21 protein-coding genes are annotated in these 24,546 nt (G+C 42.6%); 9 read left to right on the top strand and 12 right to left on the bottom strand.

The window, feature by feature from the left end:
- The first annotated feature begins 23 nt into the window (after window positions 1-23).
- Window positions 24-1,727, top strand: a complete 1,704-nt coding sequence (gene ggt / locus U5K35_RS02440; protein ID WP_322569891.1) for a gamma-glutamyltransferase — start codon at window positions 24-26, stop codon at window positions 1,725-1,727.
- Here the strand turns inward: ggt and U5K35_RS02445 are convergent, their stop codons facing one another.
- From U5K35_RS02445 to U5K35_RS02475, 7 genes are all read right to left on the bottom strand, one after another.
- Window positions 1,728-3,392, bottom strand: coding sequence for a sensor histidine kinase (locus U5K35_RS02445; RefSeq protein WP_322569892.1), 1,665 nt, complete (start codon window positions 3,390-3,392; stop codon window positions 1,728-1,730).
- A 231-nt stretch (window positions 3,393-3,623) separates the two neighbouring features.
- A complete protein-coding gene (locus U5K35_RS02450; protein WP_322569893.1) occupies window positions 3,624-4,427 on the bottom strand; it encodes a sulfite exporter TauE/SafE family protein in 804 nt (267 codons plus the stop codon).
- Window positions 4,428-5,204, bottom strand: a complete 777-nt coding sequence (locus tag U5K35_RS02455; RefSeq protein ID WP_322569894.1) for a PhzF family phenazine biosynthesis protein — start codon at window positions 5,202-5,204, stop codon at window positions 4,428-4,430.
- An 80-nt stretch (window positions 5,205-5,284) separates the two neighbouring features.
- Complete coding sequence (locus tag U5K35_RS02460; RefSeq protein ID WP_322569895.1) at window positions 5,285-6,460, bottom strand: tetratricopeptide repeat protein; 1,176 nt, start codon at window positions 6,458-6,460, stop codon at window positions 5,285-5,287.
- A gap of 18 nt (window positions 6,461-6,478) precedes the next feature.
- On the bottom strand, window positions 6,479-7,354 hold the full coding sequence (locus U5K35_RS02465) for an alpha/beta hydrolase family protein (protein ID WP_322569896.1): 876 nt from the start codon (window positions 7,352-7,354) through the stop codon (window positions 6,479-6,481).
- Window positions 7,351-8,310, bottom strand: a complete 960-nt coding sequence (locus U5K35_RS02470) for a pseudouridine synthase (protein ID WP_322569897.1) — start codon at window positions 8,308-8,310, stop codon at window positions 7,351-7,353. The genes U5K35_RS02465 and U5K35_RS02470 overlap by 4 nt, the downstream gene beginning before the upstream one ends.
- A 330-nt stretch (window positions 8,311-8,640) precedes the next feature.
- A complete protein-coding gene (locus U5K35_RS02475; protein ID WP_322569898.1) occupies window positions 8,641-9,543 on the bottom strand; it encodes a LysR family transcriptional regulator in 903 nt (300 codons plus the stop codon).
- 102 nt (window positions 9,544-9,645) lie between these two features.
- Between U5K35_RS02475 and U5K35_RS02480 the strand changes: the two genes are divergently transcribed.
- Both U5K35_RS02480 and U5K35_RS02485 read left to right on the top strand, forming a co-directional pair.
- Complete coding sequence (locus U5K35_RS02480) at window positions 9,646-11,106, top strand: NADP-dependent isocitrate dehydrogenase (protein ID WP_322569899.1); 1,461 nt, start codon at window positions 9,646-9,648, stop codon at window positions 11,104-11,106.
- A 118-nt stretch (window positions 11,107-11,224) separates the two neighbouring features.
- On the top strand, window positions 11,225-11,899 hold the full coding sequence (locus tag U5K35_RS02485) for a hypothetical protein (protein WP_322569900.1): 675 nt from the start codon (window positions 11,225-11,227) through the stop codon (window positions 11,897-11,899).
- Between the two features lie 64 nt (window positions 11,900-11,963).
- On the opposite strand, the gene yidD is transcribed toward U5K35_RS02485, so the two are convergent.
- From yidD to U5K35_RS02505, 4 genes are all read right to left on the bottom strand, one after another.
- Window positions 11,964-12,224 carry a membrane protein insertion efficiency factor YidD gene (gene yidD / locus U5K35_RS02490; protein WP_322569901.1) on the bottom strand — a complete coding sequence of 87 codons (261 nt, stop codon included), beginning with the start codon at window positions 12,222-12,224 and terminating at the stop codon, window positions 11,964-11,966.
- Window positions 12,214-13,725, bottom strand: coding sequence for a cysteine--tRNA ligase (cysS, locus tag U5K35_RS02495; RefSeq protein WP_322569902.1), 1,512 nt, complete (start codon window positions 13,723-13,725; stop codon window positions 12,214-12,216). The genes yidD and cysS overlap by 11 nt, the downstream gene beginning before the upstream one ends.
- A gap of 63 nt (window positions 13,726-13,788) precedes the next feature.
- Window positions 13,789-14,493: a GTP cyclohydrolase I FolE gene (gene folE, locus U5K35_RS02500; RefSeq protein ID WP_322569903.1), complete on the bottom strand. Its 705-nt coding sequence runs from the start codon at window positions 14,491-14,493 to the stop codon at window positions 13,789-13,791.
- Window positions 14,494-14,614: 121 nt separating this feature from the next.
- On the bottom strand, window positions 14,615-16,573 hold the full coding sequence (locus U5K35_RS02505) for an aconitate hydratase (protein ID WP_322569904.1): 1,959 nt from the start codon (window positions 16,571-16,573) through the stop codon (window positions 14,615-14,617).
- 189 nt (window positions 16,574-16,762) lie between these two features.
- Here U5K35_RS02505 and U5K35_RS02510 point away from each other — a divergent pair, with 189 nt between their 5' ends.
- The 5 genes from U5K35_RS02510 to U5K35_RS02530 are packed head-to-tail and all read left to right on the top strand — an operon-like array spanning window position 16,763 to window position 19,851.
- Window positions 16,763-17,056 carry an HU family DNA-binding protein gene (locus tag U5K35_RS02510; protein WP_322569905.1) on the top strand — a complete coding sequence of 98 codons (294 nt, stop codon included), beginning with the start codon at window positions 16,763-16,765 and terminating at the stop codon, window positions 17,054-17,056.
- The gene (locus U5K35_RS02515; RefSeq protein ID WP_322569906.1) at window positions 17,049-18,329 is read left to right on the top strand and encodes an HU family DNA-binding protein; all 1,281 of its coding nucleotides are present in this window, start codon (window positions 17,049-17,051) and stop codon (window positions 18,327-18,329) included. Before U5K35_RS02510 ends, U5K35_RS02515 begins: the two co-directional genes overlap by 8 nt.
- Window positions 18,330-18,362: 33 nt before the next feature.
- A complete protein-coding gene (locus U5K35_RS02520) occupies window positions 18,363-18,674 on the top strand; it encodes a Dabb family protein (RefSeq protein WP_322569907.1) in 312 nt (103 codons plus the stop codon).
- Window positions 18,675-18,687: 13 nt separating this feature from the next.
- A complete protein-coding gene (locus tag U5K35_RS02525; protein ID WP_322569908.1) occupies window positions 18,688-19,551 on the top strand; it encodes a CHAD domain-containing protein in 864 nt (287 codons plus the stop codon).
- 12 nt (window positions 19,552-19,563) lie between these two features.
- On the top strand, window positions 19,564-19,851 hold the full coding sequence (locus tag U5K35_RS02530; RefSeq protein ID WP_322569909.1) for a Smr/MutS family protein: 288 nt from the start codon (window positions 19,564-19,566) through the stop codon (window positions 19,849-19,851).
- 798 nt (window positions 19,852-20,649) lie between these two features.
- On the opposite strand, the gene U5K35_RS02535 is transcribed toward U5K35_RS02530, so the two are convergent.
- On the bottom strand, window positions 20,650-23,625 hold the full coding sequence (locus U5K35_RS02535; RefSeq protein ID WP_322569910.1) for a TonB-dependent receptor: 2,976 nt from the start codon (window positions 23,623-23,625) through the stop codon (window positions 20,650-20,652).
- Between the two features lie 222 nt (window positions 23,626-23,847).
- Between U5K35_RS02535 and U5K35_RS02540 the strand changes: the two genes are divergently transcribed.
- Window positions 23,848-24,540, top strand: a complete 693-nt coding sequence (locus tag U5K35_RS02540) for an SIMPL domain-containing protein (RefSeq protein ID WP_322569911.1) — start codon at window positions 23,848-23,850, stop codon at window positions 24,538-24,540.
- The last annotated feature ends 6 nt before the right edge of the window (window positions 24,541-24,546 follow it).

Genomic DNA, 24,546 nt, shown 5'->3' on the forward strand with positions numbered 1-24,546 from the left:
CCCATAATCTAACTTTTCAACCTATGTCGAGAATTCTGCTCACGCTTCTGCTCACCGCACTCTTTTTCTTTTCGCAATACGATTTTTCAACAGCGCAGGTCAGCCAGCCGGAAAGCTATCAAAATGGTGTAGTAACTTCAGGTGACCGCTATGCCTCTGAGGCCGGTCTCGAAATACTTCAAAAAGGAGGCAACGCTATTGATGCCGCAGTAGCCGTACAATTTGCACTGGCCGTTACTCTTCCCCGGGCCGGAAATATTGGCGGAGGCGGTTTTATGGTTCTACACACCGATGCCGGGGAAATTAACACCCTGGATTTTAGAGAAAAAGCACCAACCAGGGCAACGAGAAATATGTACCTGGATGAAGACGGTGAATTTATAAGTGATAAAAGTAAAGTTGGAGGTCTGGCCTCCGGGGTGCCCGGCACAGTTGATGGAATGATTACTGCATTGGAGAGATATGGGACTTTGGCACTCGAAATCGTAATGGAACCGGCCATACGTTTAGCCGAGGAAGGGTATACTTTGACCCATTCCCACGCTAGATCATTAAACAGTGCCGCAGACCGACTGCGTGAATTTGACGGCTCCAAAGAGGTTTTTATCAAAACGGATGGCTCTTCATGGAAAGACGGAGATCTGTTTATCCAAAAGGATCTGGCAGAAACGTTGAAACGTATTGCCACTATGGGGCGAAGAGGATTCTACTCGGGACTCACCGGCCGATTAATTGTAGAAGAGATGAACCGGGTTGGCGGTATCATAACCCTGCGCGATCTCAGGGATTATAAGAGCGTTTGGCGTGAACCCATAAAAGCGGAATTTTACGATTACGAGCTATATATGATGCCTCCTCCCAGCAGCGGCGGCGTTGTGATGAAACAGGTACTGAAAATGTTAAGCGATGTGAATATTGGTGAATATAGCTTTAACAGCGCCGATTATGTACATCGGCTTGCAGAGGCGTTGCGCAGATCATTTGCAGATCGGAATTACTGGTTGGGAGATCCTGATTTTTTTGATATTCCGCTTACAGAATTGCTCGATGAAAATTACTTGTCAGATCGTATCTCTGATTTTAATCCGACATTAGCGTCATCAAGTGATTCAATTTCGCACGGTCAGGTCAATAGCGTAATGGAAAGTAATGAAACCACCCATTTTAACGTAGCAGACAGCTATGGAAATGTTGTTGCTGTAAACACGACTCTGAATGGGTCCTTCGGAAGTTTCGTAACCGTAACCGGTGCGGGATTTTTGTTAAATAATGAGATGGATGATTTTTCAGCAAAACCCGGAGAACCCAATATGTTTGGATTGATCGGTGCGGAGGCCAACTCCATAGAGCCCGGAAAACGCATGTTGAGCAGTATGAGTCCAACCATCGCGTTAAAAAACGGCAACCCTGCTTTTGCAGGAGGCGGTGCCGGCGGACCCAGAATCATTACCGCAGTACTGCAGAATTTTCTCAATATGGCTCTTTTTGAAATGAATGCCACTCAGGCAATTGCAGCCCCCAGAATGCATCACCAATGGTTACCGGACAGGCTTTTTGTTGAAGGGCTTTACTTTTCAGCTGATACTGTTGAGAAGCTGGAATCATATGGTCATCAAGTGCAAAGAATTGGCAATATAGCACTCACTCATATGATCATGATTGATGAAAACGGAGCAATGAATGGAGCCTCAGACAGCCGTGGCAATGGCTATGTTGCAGGTTATTAATTAACCTGCTTCCGAGTCAATCTCTTCCTTCTCCACCACAACCGAACCTTTTTTTCTTTCCATTGGGCTGATGGGAAAGAGAATTGCGATAGAGTTTTTATGATCATCCAGGATCATTTCTCCTTTAATCTGTTTGGTGAGCGAGCGAACCAGTTTCATGCTCAGCTCGGTTTTGTTCTCCCAATCAAAGAGATAGGGAGGTAACTGACCGTTCTCCCGAACCACAATGTAAAACTGCTCCGTATCTGAGTAGAGGTCAATACTAATCACACCTTCGACGTCATTCTCATATACATTTTCATAAACCTGACTCAAAATCTCGTTTATAACCATACAAACCGGAACTGCACGCTCCAGGTCCATAAGCAGATCACCGGCATAAAGTGAAATATTGGCCCCGGTATTCTGATGCCGATAATCCTGCTCAAGCCGGTTGGACAGTTTGATCACATAAGATTTTAAATTCAGCGAATTATGACTTCCGCTTTGAGAAAGGAGTTCATGCAGTAGTGAAATAGCCCGGATTCTGGACTTGGAACCCCTCAGCGTTTCGACCAGTGAATCGTCTCCGGTGCGTTTCAGCTGAAGCTCAAATAGCGCCAGAATGATACCCAGATTATTCTGAACCCTGCCATGGATCTCATTCAATAAAATGTCTCTTTCAGATACTGCTTTTTCTAAATCAACCTTCCGTTTCTCAAGCTTTGAGGTCTGTTTTTCAACCTCATCTCGTAAACTGTTATTCCACGAGGAGACCAAATAAATTCCTGTAAGTCCTACAGTGAGAATTATTCCGATCGAGATCCAGAAAATAAGCTGATATGACTCGGTTGCCTGGAAAACTCGCTCTGCAACAATAACTTCAGAATTTACAACTGCCTCAGTAATCCCGCGATTACCCAGAATCCGCCCACCTACCACAAACATTAGCACTACAACTACCACAGAGGATATGGCCCCATAAATCCATCCGAGCGTAACTTCCTGCCTGGGAGCCGGCTTCATCAAGTAGTTATTTCTCAGCTTCAGAATGGTTGGTGAGAAAATGGATAGCAGAGGACCTAAAATCAAAACAGACTGAAAGAATGCGCCGGTCCACCATCCATTCCAAATCTTGACGGTCAGAACAGCGTCGATACCCTGATTTAAACTCCAAACAAACGAACCCAGCGAGCTGGCCATGGCTGCCACCAGGGAAACCACCGTAAAAAATGCGATACTTTTAATACTGCGCAGATCGATAGAAACCGGAACACAGTGATAAGCCAATGCATAAATTCCCAATCCCAAAATAAAAGAGAATGCAAAAAGCAGCGACCACTCAATTGGCATTTCGGCAGAGAAGGCAATTACAAATGAGGAGAGAAATACCGGGATAAAACCCCACTCAAAACCAAACCAGAACAACAGCAGCGATCCGATGATAAGCGGTGGGTAGATCAGGAAAAAAGTTACAATGTTTATCTGATCCACATTTGCAGCTACCCAACTCTCCGGTATCATTGACAAAACTGAATAGATGGATAACCCTATCAATACAACCCATCCCAATATGGTTGCCAAAACTTTCAGTTTTTCGCTCTTCAGTTTTCCCAAAAGCTGATCCAGCGCTACCGGATTCCAATATCTGTCTCTTTCTCCGTTTTCAATGCTCTTCTCTGTCATATCCCCTATCTTATTATTAGAATATTTTAATATATGATTTTTAAAACATTCCAGCATACACCCTGCTGAATATTCTAATCCTATCTATCGCACAACGGCTTAGAGCCGGTACATCTCTCTCAATAAATAGAAAAATAGTGAGCTTTGTAAAAGGCAGAATGTGACTAGTGTATATAAAGAAAGGTTTCAATCCCTTTAGATGACTCTACATCAAAAGGGATCAGGCCGTTTTTACAGTAAGTTCCAGATCATCGACAATGCAATGGCAATCACTAAAACAGAAAATCCCATTTGAACTCTGCTCGCCTCAGCTTTTTTATTGAGCTTTACCCCGTAAAAACCACCAACAAAAGCCCCCAAAACTAACGGTAAACTTGTACCAAAATCGACAAACCCAAGAGTAAAAGCCGTAACTCCCTCAGGTGATTCGGATAACAATGCATATTGTAACCATCCTGAAAGTGAAATCAAGACAATTGCTAAAGAGGAGATACTAATGGCTTTTGCGATGGAGAGTCTGTACCAGAGATTGAGAATGGGAACCAGTACTACTCCGCCACCAACACCTGCCATTGAAGAGATCAGTCCGCCAAATCCGCCGGCTCCAAACTGTTTAAGCAATCCCGGTTTTTTAGCTTTTGTCTGAAGTGTTACGCTCGATTTACTCCTCCTGTAGAATAGGATTGAAACAAATATCAGCAAGATCACAAAAAAGGACACAAACACATCCTCTGTGTAAAAACTGCTGGTAACAATACTTTTTCCAATATAAACTCCCAAAGATCCTAACAGCCCAATTGTAATTCCCTCCTTCCAATAGGCATTTCTATGGTTTCTCTGCTGAATGGAACTGCTTGTGGCGGCGATGAACGTACAAAATAGTGATGATCCTACCGTCCAGGAAACAGGTGAGCTCACTTCGAGTGCGGTAAAAAGAAAAAATAGAATAGGTGAAAAAAGCAAACCTCCGCCCACTCCAAAAAATCCGGCAATAATTCCGGCTATTACCCCTAAAATAACCAGCAGAATAAACATTTAGACCTGTATTGACCCTGTCATGTAAGTTACAGCCGACCCGCCAATTTCAACTCGATCGTCCAGCTGTATACAATGAATTTGTCCACCGCGCTTTGAAAGCTGCCGGGCTGTTAACTGTTTTTTTGATAATCTCTTAGACCAGAATGGAGTTAACAAAGTATGTGCCGAGCCGGTAACGGGATCTTCCGGCACGCCGACTGACGGGGCAAAAAATCGACTGACAAAATCAACGTCTTTCCCCGGCGCGGTTACAATAACGCCTCTCGCCTCCATTTTCTCCAGAATTCTTAGATCCGGTTTCATTTTGGCGACAGTCTCTTCGTCGCTCACCACTACCAGTAAATCTACATTCATTCCCGTATAAATTGGAATGGTCCCCAATGCATCGGGTATTAATTTTGGAACCGGGATTTTATCCGGCGGCTGTGATGGAAAGTTCATCCAATATAGATCGTCTCGCTTTTCGACGGTTAAAAGACCACTGTTAGACTCAAATCGAATTACCTTTTCACTGTATCCCTCATGCTCGAATAGCACATGCGCTGAAGCCAAAGTGGCGTGACCGCACAGATCGACCTCCGTTGTTGGTGTAAACCACCGAAGTCGGTACGATCCATCTTTATTCTGAAGGTAAAAAGCTGTTTCCGAGAGGTTATTTTCCGATGCAATTTGCTGCATTGTATGAACGTCGGGCCATGTATCGAGTGGCACAACAGCTGCAGGATTACCTGAAAAAATTTGATTTGTAAACGCGTCAACTTGAAAAATTTTCATCTGTAGATCTTTTTTTTCAAAATGTACAAAATAGAAATGAGGATTACACTTTGTGAGTGTAATTGCAGAAGTGCAAAAGGTTAGTTCAAAGCCTCCAGTCGCTGACGGGCCAGGCGTTTGGCTTCATCACTGTTATCCTGTTCCAATACCTTCTGATAATACAGACCGGCCTCTTCAGAATTATTCATTCTCTCACTTGCCCTTCCGGCCTGATATGCGGATAGAGCCTGTAAGGGACGTGTTTTGGGGTTTGGAAGCTCATTTCCCAAGTCGTACGATTTCTTGAAAGACTCCAGTGCTTCAGCTGTATTTCCCTCTTTATATTGAGCAAGCCCCAGCCAATAATGAATTTCTTCACCTAAAATCTTTCTGTCTTGTTCAGGCAAACTGTCGCAATTTTCAAGAGTCTCTTCTGCAAATTCAATGACATCCTTGTACCTTTTCAAATGATTCAAGGTTCTGGCATAAAGTCTGCTGAAATAGGTGTTTTTCGGATATTGGTTGACCAGATCATAAAAATAACCGAGAGCTAGCTCGTAGTTTTTTTCATAGTTCAAATGAATATTTCCCAAAAAGTAGGTAGCCTCTGGTCTTGCAAAAACTCCCTCTTTTGAAGCTATTTCCAATAGCTTCAACCCCTCTTCCCGATCGCCGTCCGGCAAAAACCACGAAACCGCACGCACCACCGGATAATTTTCGGGTATGTAGGCTGCATAATACCGTTTCATTCCCTCTGCGAAGGTATTGTCAGGTAAATCGGGAACCACCTCCATCAGCCTGGAGTATGCTTGATAGGCTTTTCGCCCAATATTAGCGGCCGTCAGCCACTCTTCCCTGTTTGAATAGTGACGAGCCGTATATCCGTTGGCAATCGCCCGGATAATGAGTGCATCAGGATGATCGCGATGTTTTCTCAATAATTTCGAAGCCTCATAGTCGGCCTGCTTCATTACATTGAAGAATTCATCGTCATGCTCTGTATTGTAAAGATCACTCAGAACAGTCCACCACAGCTCCATGCCGTCCCATAATATCCACAAAGGGTGATCAGGATGTGCTTCCATCCAGGGTTCCAGGATCAGCCTGGCTCCTTCCTGATTTTGATTATACAGGGAGTCAATAGCCTCCTGAGCATCAACTTTGAAGTTTTCATCCTCAATAAGAACCGCTGTTTGTGCATCAGCTTGAGATACACTTAGCAGACTCAACAGAATAAAGAGTACCAGACCGTTAAGTTGAGAGGCAAGGTGACGCATAATTAAAAACTGTGGCAGCTACTTTAGATTTTCCAAAAACCATCCTTCCGTCAGATCAAGCACTTCTTCAAATGCCTCCGGAAAGTTCTCCTCTTCAAACGGGTGGGCAACATTAAACGTATGGCCGGCATTCTCGATCAGACGAACCTCTTTTTGATCAGCCGGGCAGGCTCTGTAAAGTTTTTCAGATTCGCTGAACGGTACAGCCTCATCATCTTTTCCGGCAATGAACATTGAGGGAATATGCAGTTCTTCAACCCGCTTAATTGCCATCAGCCGTTCCGCGTTGGCTAAGGCATCATCATACACCTCTTTACCAATTTTCATGATTTGATTGGTGCGGGAATTTTTGATCTCTGTGAATCCTTTCGTTTTCCAATCATCAATCATACTGTCACTCCAGCGATCATTATAATTGGCCACAGCACTCCAGGTAACCAAAGCCATAATTTCGGAATATTCCGCTGCAGCAGCCACTGCGGTATGTCCGCCGCGGGAGTGACCGATGATTCCAACCCGGTCCGAATCCAATGCAAATTTATCAGACGTGATCTCTTTACTTTTTACTGCTTCAATCATTGTTCCAACATCATCCAAGTCCCTGCTCAGTGTCTCTTTTTCGAACAGATCAAGCTGATCAAAATCCATCATGTTTTTGCCGACACCGTTGTAGGAAAAATTCATTGCCAGCACACCAAAACCCACTTTAGAAAGCTCTTCACAAGCATCAGGAAATGCACCCCAATCTTTAAATCCCTTAAAGCCGTGAATAAAAATGATAAGTGGCAGAGAGGATCCTGAAGTTGAGAAGGGAGTGTAGAGATCGTAATAGATCGGCAATCCTTCCTTAGATTCAACCTCACCCGATTTTTTATCTACTCTGCTTGCCTTCATGCTCCCTCTTTGTTGAAATCGAGCGTATCCAGTTTAACAAGTTTTCGGAGATCATTAATCTCTTTCTGTTTGAGATAACGCCATCGGCCCACTCGCATATCCTTGTCGTTCAGGCCTGCATAACGAATTCGCTTAAGCTTTTTCACATCGGCTCCAAAATAGGCGATCATTCGCCGGATCAAATGATTTCGCCCTTCAAACACCGTGATGATAATAATATTAGGTTTGTATCCGCTTCGCTCAATCTTTGTAGGCTGAATGGGGCCGTCTTCCAACTCTATTCCATTTTTCATCTCAATCAGCTCGTCATCCGTCAGAATCCGGTCGGCTTCCACCTCATACGTCTTTTTCACCTTGTAACTAGGATGCATCAGCCTGTGAGCTAAATCACCGTCATTGGTCAAGAGAAGTAGTCCCATGGTGTTTCTATCCAGGCGACCCACCGGATACACTCTGTAGCCGGTAGCATCCTCAATCGCGTCGAGAACGGTATTTCTATCCTTCTCATCATCCGTGGTGCTGATGGTATCTTTGCCTTTGTTCAGCAAGATATAGACAAACGGTTCCAGTGATACTTTTTGTCCGTCAACCTCAACTTTGTCATCCGCGGATACTTTCGTACCGAGCTCTGTTACTACTTTGCCGTTAATTTTCACCTTTCCGGCTTCGATATATTCGTCGGCATCTCTTCTGGAAGAGAATCCGGCATGAGCAATAAATTTGTTCAGCCTAATTTCATCCCTGAGATAGCTCTCCTGTTCGGCCCGGTTGGATCTGTCCGGCCCTTTTCTGGCTTTTTTAGCTTTTCTCGGTTTGGACGTACTCTTTTTCTGGCTGAAGGGTTCTTCTGATCTTCCTTTCTTGTCGGGACGTTTCTTTTTTCCGGGGCGTTTGTTTTTGTCGAAACGTTCGCTTTTCTCGGGACGATCTTGACGCTCTGGCCTTTTTTTCTTCATTTTTATAAACTAAAAAGTTAAATCTAATTTTTTGATGGTTCCTGACTTACACTAAGATAACAATCATCTGGCATCTGAATTGCAATTCAAAAAGTGTCATGTAGTTTGAAAAGTTTAATGGCTAAATCTATTTATCTCTCCTGAATACCTTAAGCGGGCTTGAACATAATGTAACTGTATAATTTTAAAAGTAGTGCTCCATCATTTGATAACGGAGATACCAATAAAAGTTTCCAATTGCTTTAAACCAACCCGATTAAAGCTAAATAAAAAATACCGGAAAAATAGGAGCTATTTAGTTAGTTCTTCAAAGTGGGAAACGAATTAAATTTAACCTATGATTGCAAGGATGTCTCTACTTTTTGTGAATTCAATAAAACTTCTGGCAACCGGGCTCAACTTTTTACCTTTGGGATAAACCAATTTCCAGTTATTCACGTATGGAAGGCCATTTACATCAAGCACAGAAATTTTGCCCATTTTTTCTTCGTTTGACAGGCTGTATCGCGAAACTAATGAGATCCCAATTCCAGCCATAATTGCTTGTTTCACAGCTTCGTTAGTACTCAACTCCATCACAATTTTTGGATTGATGTTTTCCTGATTAAACAATCTTTCCATCACCAATCTGGTCCCCGATCCTGTTTCCCGTATTAAAAAATCGTGCTCTTCAAGATCCTTCCACTGGATATTTTTCTTATTGGCAAGATCATGTTTCGGTGAAGCAGCAAGCACCAACGGATTTGACAGAAACTCAATTTGTTCCAGAGCTATCCCATCCGGCAATTGAGAAAAAACTGCGAGGTCACATTCATTTTCTTCCAGTTGAGATGTAACTTCAATTCGGTCGGTTACTTTTAAAGAAATCTGTACTTGAGGCGACTCATTTCTGAATGCTCCTAAAATATAAGGCATAAAATATTTTGCAGTAGACACCACCACAACGCTTAATTTGCCCTTCATTACTCCCTTAAACTCGTCAAGAGCCATCTCCAATGCTTTTAATTCATTCTTGATTTTTTTCTGTGAGTTGTAGAGTTCAACACCTGCATCTGTCAAATAAAGCTGCTTTCCTATAACCTCAATCAGATCAATATCGAAGTGTTCTTGTAATTTTTTTACCTGTATAGAAACAGCCGGTTGGCTCATAAATAACTCTTTGGCGGCTTTGGTAATGCTTTTGTTTTTCGCTACGCAAGCAAAAACATCCAACTGATGAAGTGTATATGACATATAAGATTGTTTATGATTATTATCATTTATGTTAATTATTATTTATGTGAAAAGCACTCTATTTTTTTGCCGCAAACTCAACATCTAAACCGATAAAAAATAATGAGCACTACTAAAACAATTACTGTAGCGTATGGAGACGGAATTGGACCTGAAATAATGGAGTCTACCATAAAAATTCTGGATGCGGCCAAATCCAATCTCCGTTATGATACAATTGCAGTCGGTGAAAAAGTCTACAACAAAGGCATAAAATCAGGGATCGAAGATAACAGCTGGGATATCATCTCAAAAAATAACATCCTGCTTAAAGCCCCAATTACTACTCCTCAGGGAGGCGGTGTAAAAAGTTTAAATGTAACCTTGCGAAAGACTCTTGGCCTTTTTGCAAATGTGAGGCCATGCAGGGCTTACCATCCATTTGTTAAAACCAAACATCCGGATATGGATGTAGTAGTGATTCGAGAAAACGAAGAAGATACATATGGCGGAATTGAGCACAGGCAAACCTATGAAGTCTATCAATGCCTGAAGTTAATTACCCTTCCCGGAACCGAAAGAATTGTCCGCTACGCGTTTGAGTATGCGAAATCAAACGGACGCCGTAAAGTCACCTGTTTTACAAAAGACAATATCATGAAACTGACAGACGGTCTTTTTCACGATATGTTTAAAACAGTCGCGAAGGAGTATCCCGACATCGAATCAGAAAATTTAATCGTCGATATTGGAACAGCAAGACTTGCAGACACTCCGGAACAGTTTGATGTGGTAGTTATGCCAAACTTATATGGAGATATTGTTTCAGACATTACAGCTCAGATTTCAGGATCTGTTGGCATGGTTGGTTCTGCGAATATTGGCGTAAAGACTGCTATGTTTGAAGCAATACATGGGTCTGCACCGGATATTGCAGGTCAGAATATTGCGAATCCTTCAGCACTTATTCAGGCAGCTACAATGATGTTAAGGCATATAGGTCGATTTACGCAGGCTGATAATATTCACAATGCCTGGCTCAAAACTCTGGAAGATGGAGTGCACACTCCCGATATTTTTAGTGAAGCAAGCAAAGTAAAAGCTTCAACCCAGGATTTCACTCAAGCTATCATCGACAGGTTAGGACAGAAGCCGGAAACACTTTCAAAAGTTTCTACATCGGGAGCCTTTAAGGTTCAGATCCCGGAGTTAAAAATCAGCAGGTCAGAGAACAAACCATCTGCAACTCAAAAAAGAACACTTACCGGAGTGGATGTATTTGTTTACTGGGAGCCCGATACAACTGACTTACTTGCAGAAAGGCTGAAGCAGGTAACCGGCAATGAGTTTGAATTAACGATGATTACAAATCGGGGCACTAAAGTATGGCCAAACGCTAATCCGGAAACCTTTTGTACAGATCATTGGCGATGCAGGTTTAAATCAAAAAAAGGCAAAACAACTCAGTTTCAAGTTGTTGATCTTCAAAAGAGACTAACCAAACATGCTATAGATATTATCAAAACGGAAAACCTCTACCTTTTTGATAATGAACCGGCATTTTCGGCAGGACAAGGAGAGTAAGCATAACTTTAATTGAATTAGTCTGTCATCCGGTATTAAGCGAAACTGATTTTCAGTTTTATGAAACTGACCTAACATTTGCGTAAATTTGGGGTCTATTTCTCATTAATAAGTAAAGATGACAGACAACTATTTTCCCAACTCAGTTTCTATTCCAAATCTCGAAGAAATTGTACTGGAAAAACTATCCGAAAAAAACCTGAACAACCAAAATACACTATGGGCTACATCCATTTGCAGTGATGAGGTTAATCAGAGCCTTCATCAGCTGGATGAAAAATTTGAAACATTCGGCCCATTTATACTTGGAGGAATTTCAGGCATTCCTTTTGCGGGAAAAACAGGGTTTAAAGCTTTTTCCAGCCATATCCCGGATGACGGCGGTGCCTTGATTATTTATGGCCCGCATGTTGGAATTAATCAGGAAGGTGAAGTTGGAAAAGTACATCGGGCCGGTCAAAAGCTTAATACTTCCAGTTGCGGGTCAATTATTGGAGCTCTCAATACTTTAAAAAGTGATGACAGTTCAGAAAAATCCCTGTACGATTATCAGCAAGAACAGGTGAAAAATCTTCTTCGGGAAAATTGGGATAAAGTTTCCGGCTCAGACGATCCAATCATAGCTGCAACTGAAGTAACATATGAAGAGATCAAGCATGAAATCAGGGAAATCATCACATCCTGTACTTCAAACTTGGAAGGGAAGCCACTGCTAGCCATCGGCGGAATATTGATCAATACCGATCCGTCTGAAGATGATTTGTTTGATATCAGAGATGTAGACTGGTACTAAAAAGATTCACCAACATTTCAAATGAAAAAGAAGGCGGGCTATATTTTTCAGGAAAGCTGGTTAATCAGCTTTCGTCTTGTTCTTCATTTTTTTTCGGTACCGGATCGTATCCTGAAGTACCCCACGGATGGCATTTTGAAATGCGCTTTATTCCCAGCCATGTTCCTTTCAATACTCCCCACTCCTCAATGGCTTCAATTGTGTAGTTGGAGCAGGTTGGAACGTGTCTGCAGCTGGGACCCATAAATGGAGATAGTATCGCCTGATAGATCCTAATCAGACCAACAAAAATCCATTTCAGGGCTTTTTGAATACTACGAAGCATCAATTTCGTACGTAGTGTTTCCGCTTTTATCATCTTTTAAACGGATCCCAATTTCCTGTAGATCATCCCTGATTTTATCAGAAGTGGCAAAGTCTTTCTTCTCTCTAGCTTCAGCACGAATTTCAATCAAAAGTTGAACCAGTTTATCCGTTTTACTGCTATCTGAAGTGGTATGTGCTTTTAAACCCATCACATCAAACACAAACTCATTCATTGTTTTGGAAAGCGTTGTAAATGCAGAAAGTGATAGGTCAGATTTATCGATCTGACCATTGTGAAGCGCATTCACTTTGCTGCTCAAATCAAACAGCGCGGCAAGGACAAGCGCCGTATTGAAATCATCGTTCATGGCTGAATGACAGCGATTGCAAGCGTCCAGAATTTCATTGTCTATTTTTCCGTCAGTGCCGTTTTTGGGCGGTTCCATTTTGTTCAGGATATCCACGGCATTCATCAGCTTTTGATAGCCTTTTTCTGCAGCAGCCAGTGCTTCATTTGAAAAATCAATCTTACTTCTGTAATGACTCTGAAGCATCAGAAAACGCACCACCATAGGATCATACGCTTTATCCAGTTTTTCATGATCACCTGCAAAAAGCTCTTCCAGATTTATAAAATTTCCGGCACTTTTACTCATCTTGGCCCCGTCGATGGTCACCATATTGTTGTGCATCCAGTAGTTTACAGGATCGTGGCCGTGAGCGCCCCTGCACTGGGCTATTTCAGCTTCATGATGGGGAAACTGCAAATCCAGTCCGCCACCATGGATATCAAACTTTTCGCCCAGATACTTTGTGCTCATGGTGGTGCACTCAAGATGCCAGCCGGGAAATCCAACACTCCATGGCGAACGCCATCGCATAATGTGCTCAGGACTTGCCTTCTTCCACAGCGCAAAATCGTACGGACTCTTCTTCTCATCCATTCCTTCCGTGTCGCGGCTGCCGACTTGTAAATCTTCCAGAACTTTACCGGAAAGTGTTCCGTAGTCGTTACTCTCCCGGTATTTCATCAAATCGAAATAGACGCTTCCGTTTACTTCGTAAGCCAAACCGTTCTCCAGAATCTTTTCAATCAGCTCTATCTGTTCTATGATATGACCCGAAGCCGTCGGTTCGATACTCGGGCGAATGCAATTGAGCTCATCCATCCCCTCATGATATTTTATCGTGTAGGTTTGAACCACTTCCATTGGTTCTATCTCTTCAAGACGGGCTTTTTTAGCAATTTTATCTTCTCCCTGCTCAGCTTCTTCATTTTCGAGATGCCCTACATCTGTGATGTTGCGAACGTAGCGAACTTTGTAGCCAAGATACTTGAGGTATCTATAAACAATGTCGAAAGTGATGGCTGCTCTGGCATGGCCTAAATGCGGATCTCCATAAACTGTGGGGCCACATACGTAAAGTCCTACAAAAGGTGGCTTAATCGGTTCAAACAGTTCCTTATTTCGCGATAAACTATTATAGAGATGCAGTTTTGATTGCTCCTTCTGTGCCATTTTTATCTTTTAAAGATCCTGTAGTTGTTGACTTATCTAAAATATAAACCGAAAGCTTATTTATCAGGCTACATCGATTTGAGTTTTGATATAATCAATAAACCGCTGCTGAGTCATTTCGTCCTTGAATTGACCTCTGTACTCAGTAGTAACCGTACTGCTTTCCCTGTCTTGAATTCCGCGGGTAGACACACAAAAGTGTTTGCTTTCGATAAATACAGCCACATCTTTCGATTCCAAAGCCGTTTCCAGTTCATCGGCTATCTGCAGTGTCAGTCTTTCCTGAACTTGAGGACGCCGGGCATAATAGTCCACAACCCGGTTAATTTTTGACAGTCCGATAACTTTCCCGGTACTGAAGTAGGCAACGTGAGCCTTGCCAATAAACGGTAAAAAGTGATGCTCACAAAAAGACGTTACGTTAATATTTTTCACCACAACCATATCGCCGTACTCATACTTGTTGCCAAATTTTCTGGCATCCGGACGATTCTTAGGGTTCAGGCCTTTAAAAATTTCCTTCACGTACATTTTGGCAACACGTTGGGGAGTTCCGCTTAAACTTTCGTCGTTTAGGTCTAATCCCAACGCTTCCATGATCTTGGCGAAATGTTTTTCAATCACTTCAATTTTTTCGCCATCCGTTAAATCAAAAGCGTCTTCTCTAAGTGGTGTTTTAACAGAAGTGGATATGTGATCATCACCAATTTCGTCTGCTTCTGTTTGGTCTAGTTCAAGTGAACCGACTGCGTTTTTTTCTTTACTCATTGATTAAAAATCTGTGTATAAATGTCTTTTTTTCCGTTTTAAAGTTACGGGTTCCTCTTTCAATATCATAATAGATGAAACGATAGAGCCACATCACTAAAAGCTATCAAACCGGCGGGAATTAAGCCTTTTCCTTTTTAAAAGTGTTAATTACACCACCGTCCAGGAGGGATTTCAACTGCCGCCCGCTCAGTGTATGACGCACTGTAAAATCATTCCCTTTCGTAACGTTCTTAACCGTTATTTCTTCACCGGACTGCAGCTGCTGCCTGATATTCTCAACTTTTAAAATATCTCCCTGATCGATAGACTCGTAGTCTTCATCATCGGTAAACTCGAGGGGAGCAATACCAAAATTGGCCAGATTCTGCCATCCGATGCGGGCGTAACTTTTCGCTATTACAGCGCGCTGACCTAAATACCTAGGGGCAATTGCCGCGTGTTCACGGCTTGAACCCTGCGCATAGTTTTCACCGGCAACTACAACATGTCCCTGATATTCTTCATTGGCTTCAACAGCCCGGTCATAAAATGTTTCATCTATAACCGTAAACGAAAATTTACTGATTTCAGGAATATTGCTTCTGTAAGGCAGTACCTCTGCTCCCGCCTTCAGGATGCCATCTGTGGAAATATCGTCCCCCATTTTCAACAGAACCGGTACTTCAAAATCGGAGAGTTCCTCGAAGTCGGGCATTGTTGAGATATTCGGCCCCTTCTTAAGCTCTTTCTCTTTACCGTTTTCTGAGGGTGCAGTGAGCATATCTTTATTGATGATATAATCTTCAGGGTCGCTGTACTCCGGCCATTTGATATTAAACAGCTCTTCCAGTCGACGCGGATCGGTAATTTCACCGGTCAATGCAGATGCCGTTGCCGTTTCCGGACTTACCAGAAATACCGAGTCTTCTTTCGTACCCGATCGATCCGGAAAGTTACGCGGCACCGTTCTTAGGCTATTTTGTCCGCTTGCAGGCGCCTGTCCCATACCTATACAGCCGTTACAGCCTGCCTGGTGTATTCTTGCACCTGACTGCACCAAATGAAGCATTACACCGGTTTTCACCATATTCTCGATGATCTGCCGCGAAGTAGGATTTACATCCAAACTCACATCTTCGTGGATACGCTGATTTTTCACAATTTCTGACGTTATCCAGAAATCTCTATATCCCGGATTTGCAGACGAACCGATATACGACTGATAGATCGGCTTACCTTCAACTTCTGAAACAGGCACGACGTTACCCGGACTGCTTGGAAGTGCAATCATAGGTACAAGGTCGTCCATTATCAATTCTTCATAATCGTCATACGTTGCACCATCGTCAGCTTTCAATTCACTCCACTGGTCTTCCCGATCATTTTGTTTCATGAAACGACGAACCTCGTCGTCAGAGGGGAAAACCGTTGTTGTGGCGCCCATTTCAGTACCCATGTTGGCAATCACATGCCGATCCATCGTACTGAGCTCTTTCAAACCTTCCCCAAAGTATTCAATAACATATCCACGGGCTCCTTTCACATCATATCTTCTCAGCATCTCGAGCACAAGATCCTTGGCACTCACCCAATCGGGCATTTTTCCCTTTAACTCCACTCCAAGCACTTTTGGCATCTTTAAATACATTGGCTCACCGGCTATGGCAAAAGCTACATCAAGACCTCCTGCTCCCAAGGCAAACATTCCCATACAGCCTGATGCCGGTGTATGGCTGTCTGATCCTGCAAGAGTCTTTCCCGGTGTGGCAAAATGTTCTGTATGCACCGGATGACTCACACCGTTACCCGGACGAGAGTACCAGATTCCAAACTTATCGGCTGCAGATTTCAGAAATACATGATCGTCGGGATTTTTGTTATCGGTTTGAAGCAGGTTGTGATCTACATATTGGCAAGAAATTTCCGTTCTAGCTCTGTCCAGCCCCATCGCTTCAAGCTCCAGCATTACAAGTGTGCCGGTTGCATCCTGCGTTAGTGTTTGATCGATTTTTATTCCAATCTCAGCTCCCGGTTTTAACTCACCTTCAACCAAGTGTGATTTTATCAGCTTTTGAGCAACATTCAGTGCTTCAGACATAAAGAGTAATTTTTCATTAACCGTTTGTATAGTATAAGGTTATCATAAATCATATCGTTCAAAGTGCCGTTTCTGTAAGTTTGTTTGATCAATGGAAATCTATAAATTGCTGTTAATTTCCATTTTCTGAGTTTGTTAGGAATTTTCGGCAATTTTTCCGTTTATTGAATAAACTGATCATCTGCAGGTATGACTTACCGTGAACTCATAGACCAACTCGCCGATTCTTCCGGCAAGTCAAAAGCTCAAACCAAAGAGCTTTTAGAAGATGCTATCTCCGTACTTTCCAGTGAGCTTGCCCGTGGCAACGGTGTTTCTATTCCTGATTTGGGAACATTTGGTTGTAAGGTGAAGGAAGTTCAAAAAGTTTACAGCCCCCATTACAAAAAATATATGCTCGTCCCTCCCAAGAGGGTTGTTGAATTTAGTCCCTCTTCTGTTCTCAAAGATGAACTAAAGTTTGTGGGAAAAGAAGATGAGTGAAAAAATTACTTTTAGTGAGTTGGTTGAGCTCATCGCTGAGCAGTCAAAACAGAGCCAGGCCTCCACGAACAGTTTTATCGGTGAACTTGTCAACATTATCGAGTCAGGGCTCAGAAAAAGCGGATCTGTAAGTATTTCCGGTTTTGGTAAGTTTGAATTGAGATGGATGAATGAGCGTCCCGGCGTGAACCCTCAAACAGGTGAAGAAATCACTATTCCGGGTCAGAACAAAGTTGTTTTTAAGCCCTACAAAGCACTTCGAGAGGATGTGAATCGTCCATATTCCAAAATGGAAGCTCAGGTTTTGGATGAATCTCCAAAAGATTCGTCAGACAAAAAATCTGATGATGATCTCGAAGAACCTTCAACTAAATCCTCAGCCGGAGAAGAAGATCAGGATGATGGCAACGATTTTTTGATAGAGCGTCCCAATCCTGCAAAAGATAAATCTGAGCTCAAGTCTACCGATGATTTGGGAGAGGAGAAAAAAAAGGATGAAGCCGAAGAGGACAATTCAATACAAGAAAAGTTTACTCCTGTTTTTGTTAATAACGGCAATAAAGAAGATTCTAAAGGAAGTAATGATCCAAACGCAGTTCAGCCAAAATTACCGGCTGACAAAAACATGCCGGCATTAAATGCAGGCAAAAAAAGCAAATTGGCAAAGCGCACTCAGGATTCAGGAAAGTTTAACTGGACCTACGCTGCAGCGGCCGTAATTGTTGCTTTGGCTATTTTTATCATCTTTCTGCTTTCGCAGCAATATATTGGTGATGACACTCCTCAGTTGGCATCTGAACAAGAACAGATAACCGCACCTGTAACACCAACCCCTGAACAGGATGAAACTGTAGAAGAAACAGAGCCACCTCCTGCTGAGCCTGACACCGCTCCTCAGACTGATACTGATACTGAGGTACATACTGTGGATGCGGGAGAGTCGCTTTGGAGTATTTCAGAAACCGATTTGGGCAATCCATATTTATGGCCTATGATATATGGGCTGAATCTGGATCAAATTGACAATCCAAATATCATACCGGTCTCAGCCGATCTGACGGTACCGGTAATTTCTGATCCCGATAATCTTTCAGAATCACAGCTCAAACAGGTTGCAGAGGGATACCTCGCTGTATATGAATGGACCAAATCCAATAACCCGGATGAAGCTAAATATTTTCTCTGGGCTGTAGGGGTCTTCTCACCGGAAATGCTCGATCTCGCAGCTTCAAGCGTTGATCAGGCAGATCTCACTTTTGCAAAAACGAGATAAAAACAAATTAACAATCCTAAATTTGAGGAAACTATGATACGTCATATAGTAATGTGGAAAATACAAGATGAAGCCGCAGGCGCCACCAAACAAAAGAATGCCGAAAAGATGAAACTCATCCTTGAAGGTCTTCGAACCAATATTGATGAAATAAAGGATGTTCAAGTAGGCATACAAATTAATCAGGATGATCCGGATGCACTTGATGTGGTTCTAATCTGCGATTTTGAAACAGATCTGGATTTTCAAATGTATACCAGAAATGCACACCATAAGAAAGCTGTGGAGTTTATAAAGAAGGTGGCTGAAAGCCGTTATACTGTCGACTATAAGGTTGATTTGTAAATTCATTCAGATTGTGGATTCACAGCTATTTATCATCCCTTATATCAAGCTTGATAAGAATCTCAATAGTGAGCTTTTGGCCGTAGCTGATTCAGTTGAAGCGGAGCTGCTAAATACAGTTCAGCTACATAGCACAGATATTGTGGAGTCCACACATCTTACTCGAAAACGCCTGAAGCTACTTCGGGCGTTTTTAAAATTGCTTAACAAGTGCGTAGAGGAAGACAGTTTAAAACAGCTTAACTCTACATTCAGAAATTGGGGACAATCTATATCGGAGCTGAGGGATGTTCATGTTCACAGAATGATAATTCTGGACACCCCAACTGACTATTTTAAAAAATCGGACTCTAAAGTTCTTGACAAAATTCTGGAAACAGCCAATCAACAAGTTGAGCAGCTAGAAAACAGGTTAGTGTTTGAAGATGAAATTTTTAAACATCTGGAACATCAGATCTATAATCACTCCTCTTTAAGAACCTTCCTCAAATCAAACAATTTTGATTCTGAATGTATTTTAGAAGGCTATAAAATTTCATATCGGAAAAGCTATCGGGCATTTAAACGAGCCGAATCATCCAAGCTGCCTGGACCTTTTCATGAATGGCGAAAGCGGTTGAAAGACGTACAATATCAGTCAGCTCTTCTCAGATCTAATCAAGATCGTATCAATGTATCCGCACAGGAAGTTGAACAGTTCTGTGAAGCACTCGGAAAAGATCAGGATTTGAATAACTTTATTCACTGGCTGGGTGCTCTGAACCTAAATACCAAAGCAGTAAAAGAATGGCTGCATCACTTGAAAAAGTCCCAGCTTGAATTAAAGAAGCAGCTGATTAAGGACGGGAACAGATTTTACAAACAATCAGCCGTTTGATTTCTTGATTCTATGGATTCTGATGAACCACATAAAATTCCCATAAACGGTGTACTGGACCTCCACTATTTTGCGCCGGAAGATCTATCCACTCTGATTGACGAGTACATTAGGGCCTGTCTTGAAGAGGATATCTACCAGGTGCGGTTTATCCACGGAAAGGGAATTGGCAATATCAGGAGAAGTGTCCACGCCCTGCTAGAGCGTAATCCGCATGTTACCGGGTATCAGATTGCCGATGGATCCGGTGGCGGATGGGGAGCTACGATTGCAAACCTGAGACCGCAGCAGGGATCATAAATGGTTTGTTCTGCGTACCTACGGCACGCAGTGGTTTTTTCGCTCGACGATTTCTACCTATATGTTGTCTCTAACGAGACAATGGATTGAAAGCAAAGAAACAACCTTGATTGATAATTATCGGCCAACTAAAAACAGGTTTTCCGCTACTCATTCATCATATTCACGCCATATTATCAGCTTAAACTCAAGATTCAACTTACCCCCAATCTCTTTCTGTCTGAATTCCTTCGTGTCCCATTAGGGACACAATATGGGTAGAAAACGAAACAACCCCCACCATCCTCAGTGCCGACAGGTTCGGCTTGAATGTAAATATGGTTGGTTTATATAGCGTACCTACGGCACGCGATGGTTTTTTCGCTCGATGATTTCTACCTATATGTTGTCCCTAATGGGACAATTGTTTTATATGCATAAAAAGATCATGAGTTACGCTTAGTTCTTGATACCAAGTCACGAATTGAATGATATATGTGCAGAAATATTCAAAAAATAATCCCTCTGATTTGTCGTCAAGACTGACTGCCCTACAGACAGAAAACTGAGTTCAGCATTACTCAATCATCATATTTACACCATATTATCAGCTTGAACTCAAGATTCAACGTCCCGCTAGGGACGTAATATGGGTGAGAAAATCATAAGACAAACACCTTGACTATACCCAGTGCCGTCAGGTACGATCCATCAAATCGGAATTAAAATTCCGGCTTACAAACAAATACAAAGCGTATAAACAAAAAAAGAGGCCCTCGGGCCTCTTTTTTTAGCAAAGATTGCAATGTTATCGGATCTTTAGTTCAAAAATTGGTCAAACGTCAGAGAGATATAGTAGATCGCACCGAGGTTTGGTCCACCGTAATTGAGGAAGTGGCGATTATTCAAGATGTTTGAACCGCCGGCTTTCACTACTGTTTTCATATCAGGAATCCTGTATGAGACCTGAGCATCCAATGTGCTCACATCGGGCACGCGTCCGCTGGCAAATGAGGATGTCCAGTTAAACGCTTCCTGCCATCTGTAGGTCAGGTTGAAGCCAATCTGCTCGGTAAGACGACGATTACCAAATGAAACATTCACCTTGTGCTCCGGTGTATTGTAATCAAAGATAAATTGGTCTTCTCTGTCTGTAATCAGCTGATTCCAGTTATAGTTTGTAGTCAGCAGAAATCCTTTGGGGAGACTATAGTCAACTCCTAAAACAGCTCCCTGAGATTTCACTGTCTCATCTAAGTTTGTGTAGAGCTGGAATGTATTAGAAGCATCACCGGAAAGCAGTGAAGCAGCTGTTTGAACATTCTGCTGAACTGTTGCAGGATCCTGAGCTGTAAAATCGATCGGACCTGCAGCGCGTCTTACCCTAAACTGTGCGATAAAATCGTCATAAATATTATAGTAATAGGCGGCGTCAATCAGTAGCCTGTTCCCGATCAAACCTTTGTAACCAATCTCATACGATTGGATCTGTTCAGGTTTAACAGGATTGAACTCTGTAAACTGCCCGGATTGCAACTCTGTATAAGCTAACTGATTTCCGCTCAGAAATTCATTGGTAAATCGGTCAACTGACTCCAGGGTGTATCCATTCTCAGTCACATTATACTTCTCAGCCAGGTAAGGGAGTCCACCCAGTAATCTGGCAGTCAAAACATTCAGATCGATGTATTGACCCTGTGTGGTTGGGTTTCTGAAACCTGTCTGGTACGAAGTACGAATGTTATGCCCGTCCGCAACTTTCAGAACAGATGAGATACGGGGGTTAAACTGTCCGTCGAAGTTCTCGTTTTTGTCGTAACGCAGGGAACCTGTTAGTCTCCATCTGTCGTCGAAAAGAGACTTGGCAGCCTGGAGATACCCGCCATATTCACTGATATCTACTCCTCCGTCACCGTCATCAAAAATAGTTCCATTCGATCGAAGCTGATATTGACGGTAACTGAATCCAACCTGAAGATCCACAAAGTCGATCTCGTTTTTGAAATCATATTGACCCTCAGTATGAAGGAAACGAGATTGATCATCAAATCGGGCTCCGTCCGGTACCGTGCCTTCTAAAGCTGCATTTTTAGCCGCTTCAAACTGCTGCGTGCCCGGCATAAATCTATTCGCGTCGGACGCACCTCGAGCTGTATTGTGCAAGTTGGCTAGTGTGTTCGGATTCGACAATATTGCTTCAACAATCGCAGGATCATAGTTGGTATTTCCCTGGGTAATAAAGTACGCTTGAGCAAGGCCTCCTACAAAAGTACCGCCATAATTAGCGTACCAATTTTGAGTTCCCAGATATGCATCATTTACGGAAAAACCGACAAAGTCTGCGATATAAGAATCACCCGAATTTTCAAAGGTTCCGTATGCCCGCACCATAAAATTATCTCCGTCGAGCTGCAGTTTATGCTGCTGAATACTAAAGTTATTCAGACTGTAACGCTGAGCACCGCTATAAACAGAAGTACCGTAACCGTAGTTCATCGAATAGCTTGCTTCTACATTGTCCGTAATCCGATATTGCAAGGATGTATTAAACTTCAGGTTTTCGGCATCATGATCCACCAAATACTCTTCTCTGTACCCGGTTCTGGCTACAGGTTGTGAAGGAAGACTTTGTGCAAATTGAATTGCATCCTGCTGACTGATCGGTAGCGGTGAAGCAACAAGCTGTGCAGCCACTCCCTGAACAAACGTTTGGTTAAAGCTTAACAAGCCAATATTAAAATTACCGTCATCACCATATAGGTGAACTCCATCATATGCCGGATTTTGGCCGGGGTTGCCGGCAAAGTTCAAGTCAGAATTTTTATCACTGTAATTAATTCCTCTCCAGTCATCTGCCTGGCTGTAGGAGAAATTCAATTTGTAAGCAAAACGATCGCCAACTGTATCCGCCCATCGGATGGATGACTCAAACATGTGGCGCGGATTGTTGGGCTCGCCGGCATCTCCGTCACTGTCAATATGGTTTACACCGTTTCTCACAAATACACTTAAACCGGGATATCGGAACGGGCTCTTACTGTTAACAAGCAGGATACCGTTAAACGCATTTGGCCCATAAAGAGCAGAAGATGCGCCGGGAATAAATTCCAGGCTCTCTACGTCCAGTTCAGATGGACCGTTTAGGTTACCAATCGGAAAGTTCAGTGCCGGAGCCTGAGTGTCCATTCCGTCTGTAAGCTGTACCATCCTGGTGTTACCGGTGGAGTTAAAGCCACGAGCATTAATAATCTGAAAGTTAATACTGCTGGTAGTAATATCAACACCCTTCAGATTTGCGATACCTTTATAATAGCTATCGGAAGCGGTCTGATTGATGGCCAGAATATCCATTCGCTCGATGGATACAGGTGCCTCCATAATGCTCTCCTCAACCCTGGAAGCAGAGACAACAACGTCCGAGCCAAGGAATGTCTCTTCAACCAGTTCAATTCTCAGATCAGATACGTTCGATTCTGTTATTTCTATTTCCTGTGTGCGATATCCTACAATAGATACGGCTAGAGTAATGGGAGGATCGTCATTTACTCTGAGTGTAAATTCACCGTTAGGATCTGTAGCAACACCTACTACACGGCCTCTTACTGTGATATTCACACCTGCAAGGGGTTCGCCTGAATCGGCATCAACAACTTGCCCGGTAATCACAATTTGCTGAGCATTTGTTATTTCGTCGTAAGATATGTTGGAAGCACTCGAATACTCTGCACTGGCCAATCCCGCGATTAGCATAAGAGAGAACAAACGAATAACTGAATTCCGTATCCAATCTTTCATAGATTTCAGATTTAATTTATGATTTAGGGGTTTGTTTTTTTCAACATCGAATGTAAACCGTTTCCCGATGATTTGTCAACTATAAATAAAACTCAATTTTTGGTTTATGCAAGCGCTTCCAAAATAATTTTTTTACTCCCACTTTCGTATAATATTTTCTACCTGAAACAATTACGTTTAAATCCTGTTGAATCAACCTAATAAAACTAACCGGTATTTTATATGATAAAAACAGATCTGCGCTACATCGTTATTACATTTTTTCTCCTTTTGGCATGGTGTACCTCACCGGAAATCTTACAAGGACAGGATACAGCTAATCTGATAACAATTGATGCCACAGGCGAAGTTTTTGCGCCGGCCGATGAGATTATTTTCAATATCACCATCAATCGTTTTGATGAAGAAGCAAGCAAAGCTTTTGAGAGCCATAAAAATCTGGAGCAATTTCTCACGGAACTGATTATTGAGCAAAATATTGATGAGGAGCATATCAATGCGTATCCGATCAGCATTTTTCCGCGGCGGAATTCTCAAAATCAAGGTTTTGAAACACGTCAGAGCGTATCTATCCGATTGCAGGATTTGGATCAGTTTGAGTCGATGCAAGTTACTCTGATTGAAAACGGCTTTGATAATTTTTCAGCCAGTTTTTCAACATCAGCCGCAGAAGAAGCCCGTACTGAAGCTCTGGAGAAAGCCGTTGATAACGCACGCAGCAAGGCCCAAATTCTTGCTCATGCATCCGGCATGGAGTTAGGCGATGTTCACAAAATTGAATATACCTCATCACCGGGTATTGCACGCAGTGACATGGCCTTGATGAGTGCCGAATCTTACGGTGGCTCTTTAATTGTCATGCAGCGTACAATACCCATTTCTGAGAGCGTTAGGATTCATTTCAAAATGAATTAAACATCA

Source organism: Rhodohalobacter sp. (assembly GCF_034521535.1).
Taxonomy (GTDB): Bacteria; Bacteroidota; Rhodothermia; order Balneolales; family Balneolaceae; genus Rhodohalobacter.

Coding starts and splice junctions, on each gene's coding strand:
- ggt (WP_322569891.1), top strand. CDS start 24: ATGTCGAGAATTCTGCTCACGCTTCTGCTCACCGCACTCTTTTTCTTT.
- U5K35_RS02445 (WP_322569892.1), bottom strand. CDS start 3,392: ATGACAGAGAAGAGCATTGAAAACGGAGAAAGAGACAGATATTGGAAT.
- U5K35_RS02450 (WP_322569893.1), bottom strand. CDS start 4,427: ATGTTTATTCTGCTGGTTATTTTAGGGGTAATAGCCGGAATTATTGCC.
- U5K35_RS02455 (WP_322569894.1), bottom strand. CDS start 5,204: ATGAAAATTTTTCAAGTTGACGCGTTTACAAATCAAATTTTTTCAGGT.
- U5K35_RS02460 (WP_322569895.1), bottom strand. CDS start 6,460: ATGCGTCACCTTGCCTCTCAACTTAACGGTCTGGTACTCTTTATTCTG.
- U5K35_RS02465 (WP_322569896.1), bottom strand. CDS start 7,354: ATGAAGGCAAGCAGAGTAGATAAAAAATCGGGTGAGGTTGAATCTAAG.
- U5K35_RS02470 (WP_322569897.1), bottom strand. CDS start 8,310: ATGAAGAAAAAAAGGCCAGAGCGTCAAGATCGTCCCGAGAAAAGCGAA.
- U5K35_RS02475 (WP_322569898.1), bottom strand. CDS start 9,543: ATGTCATATACACTTCATCAGTTGGATGTTTTTGCTTGCGTAGCGAAA.
- U5K35_RS02480 (WP_322569899.1), top strand. CDS start 9,646: ATGAGCACTACTAAAACAATTACTGTAGCGTATGGAGACGGAATTGGA.
- U5K35_RS02485 (WP_322569900.1), top strand. CDS start 11,225: ATGACAGACAACTATTTTCCCAACTCAGTTTCTATTCCAAATCTCGAA.
- yidD (WP_322569901.1), bottom strand. CDS start 12,224: ATGCTTCGTAGTATTCAAAAAGCCCTGAAATGGATTTTTGTTGGTCTG.
- cysS (WP_322569902.1), bottom strand. CDS start 13,725: ATGGCACAGAAGGAGCAATCAAAACTGCATCTCTATAATAGTTTATCG.
- folE (WP_322569903.1), bottom strand. CDS start 14,493: ATGAGTAAAGAAAAAAACGCAGTCGGTTCACTTGAACTAGACCAAACA.
- U5K35_RS02505 (WP_322569904.1), bottom strand. CDS start 16,573: ATGTCTGAAGCACTGAATGTTGCTCAAAAGCTGATAAAATCACACTTG.
- U5K35_RS02510 (WP_322569905.1), top strand. CDS start 16,763: ATGACTTACCGTGAACTCATAGACCAACTCGCCGATTCTTCCGGCAAG.
- U5K35_RS02515 (WP_322569906.1), top strand. CDS start 17,049: ATGAGTGAAAAAATTACTTTTAGTGAGTTGGTTGAGCTCATCGCTGAG.
- U5K35_RS02520 (WP_322569907.1), top strand. CDS start 18,363: ATGATACGTCATATAGTAATGTGGAAAATACAAGATGAAGCCGCAGGC.
- U5K35_RS02530 (WP_322569909.1), top strand. CDS start 19,564: ATGGATTCTGATGAACCACATAAAATTCCCATAAACGGTGTACTGGAC.
- U5K35_RS02535 (WP_322569910.1), bottom strand. CDS start 23,625: ATGAAAGATTGGATACGGAATTCAGTTATTCGTTTGTTCTCTCTTATG.
- U5K35_RS02540 (WP_322569911.1), top strand. CDS start 23,848: ATGATAAAAACAGATCTGCGCTACATCGTTATTACATTTTTTCTCCTT.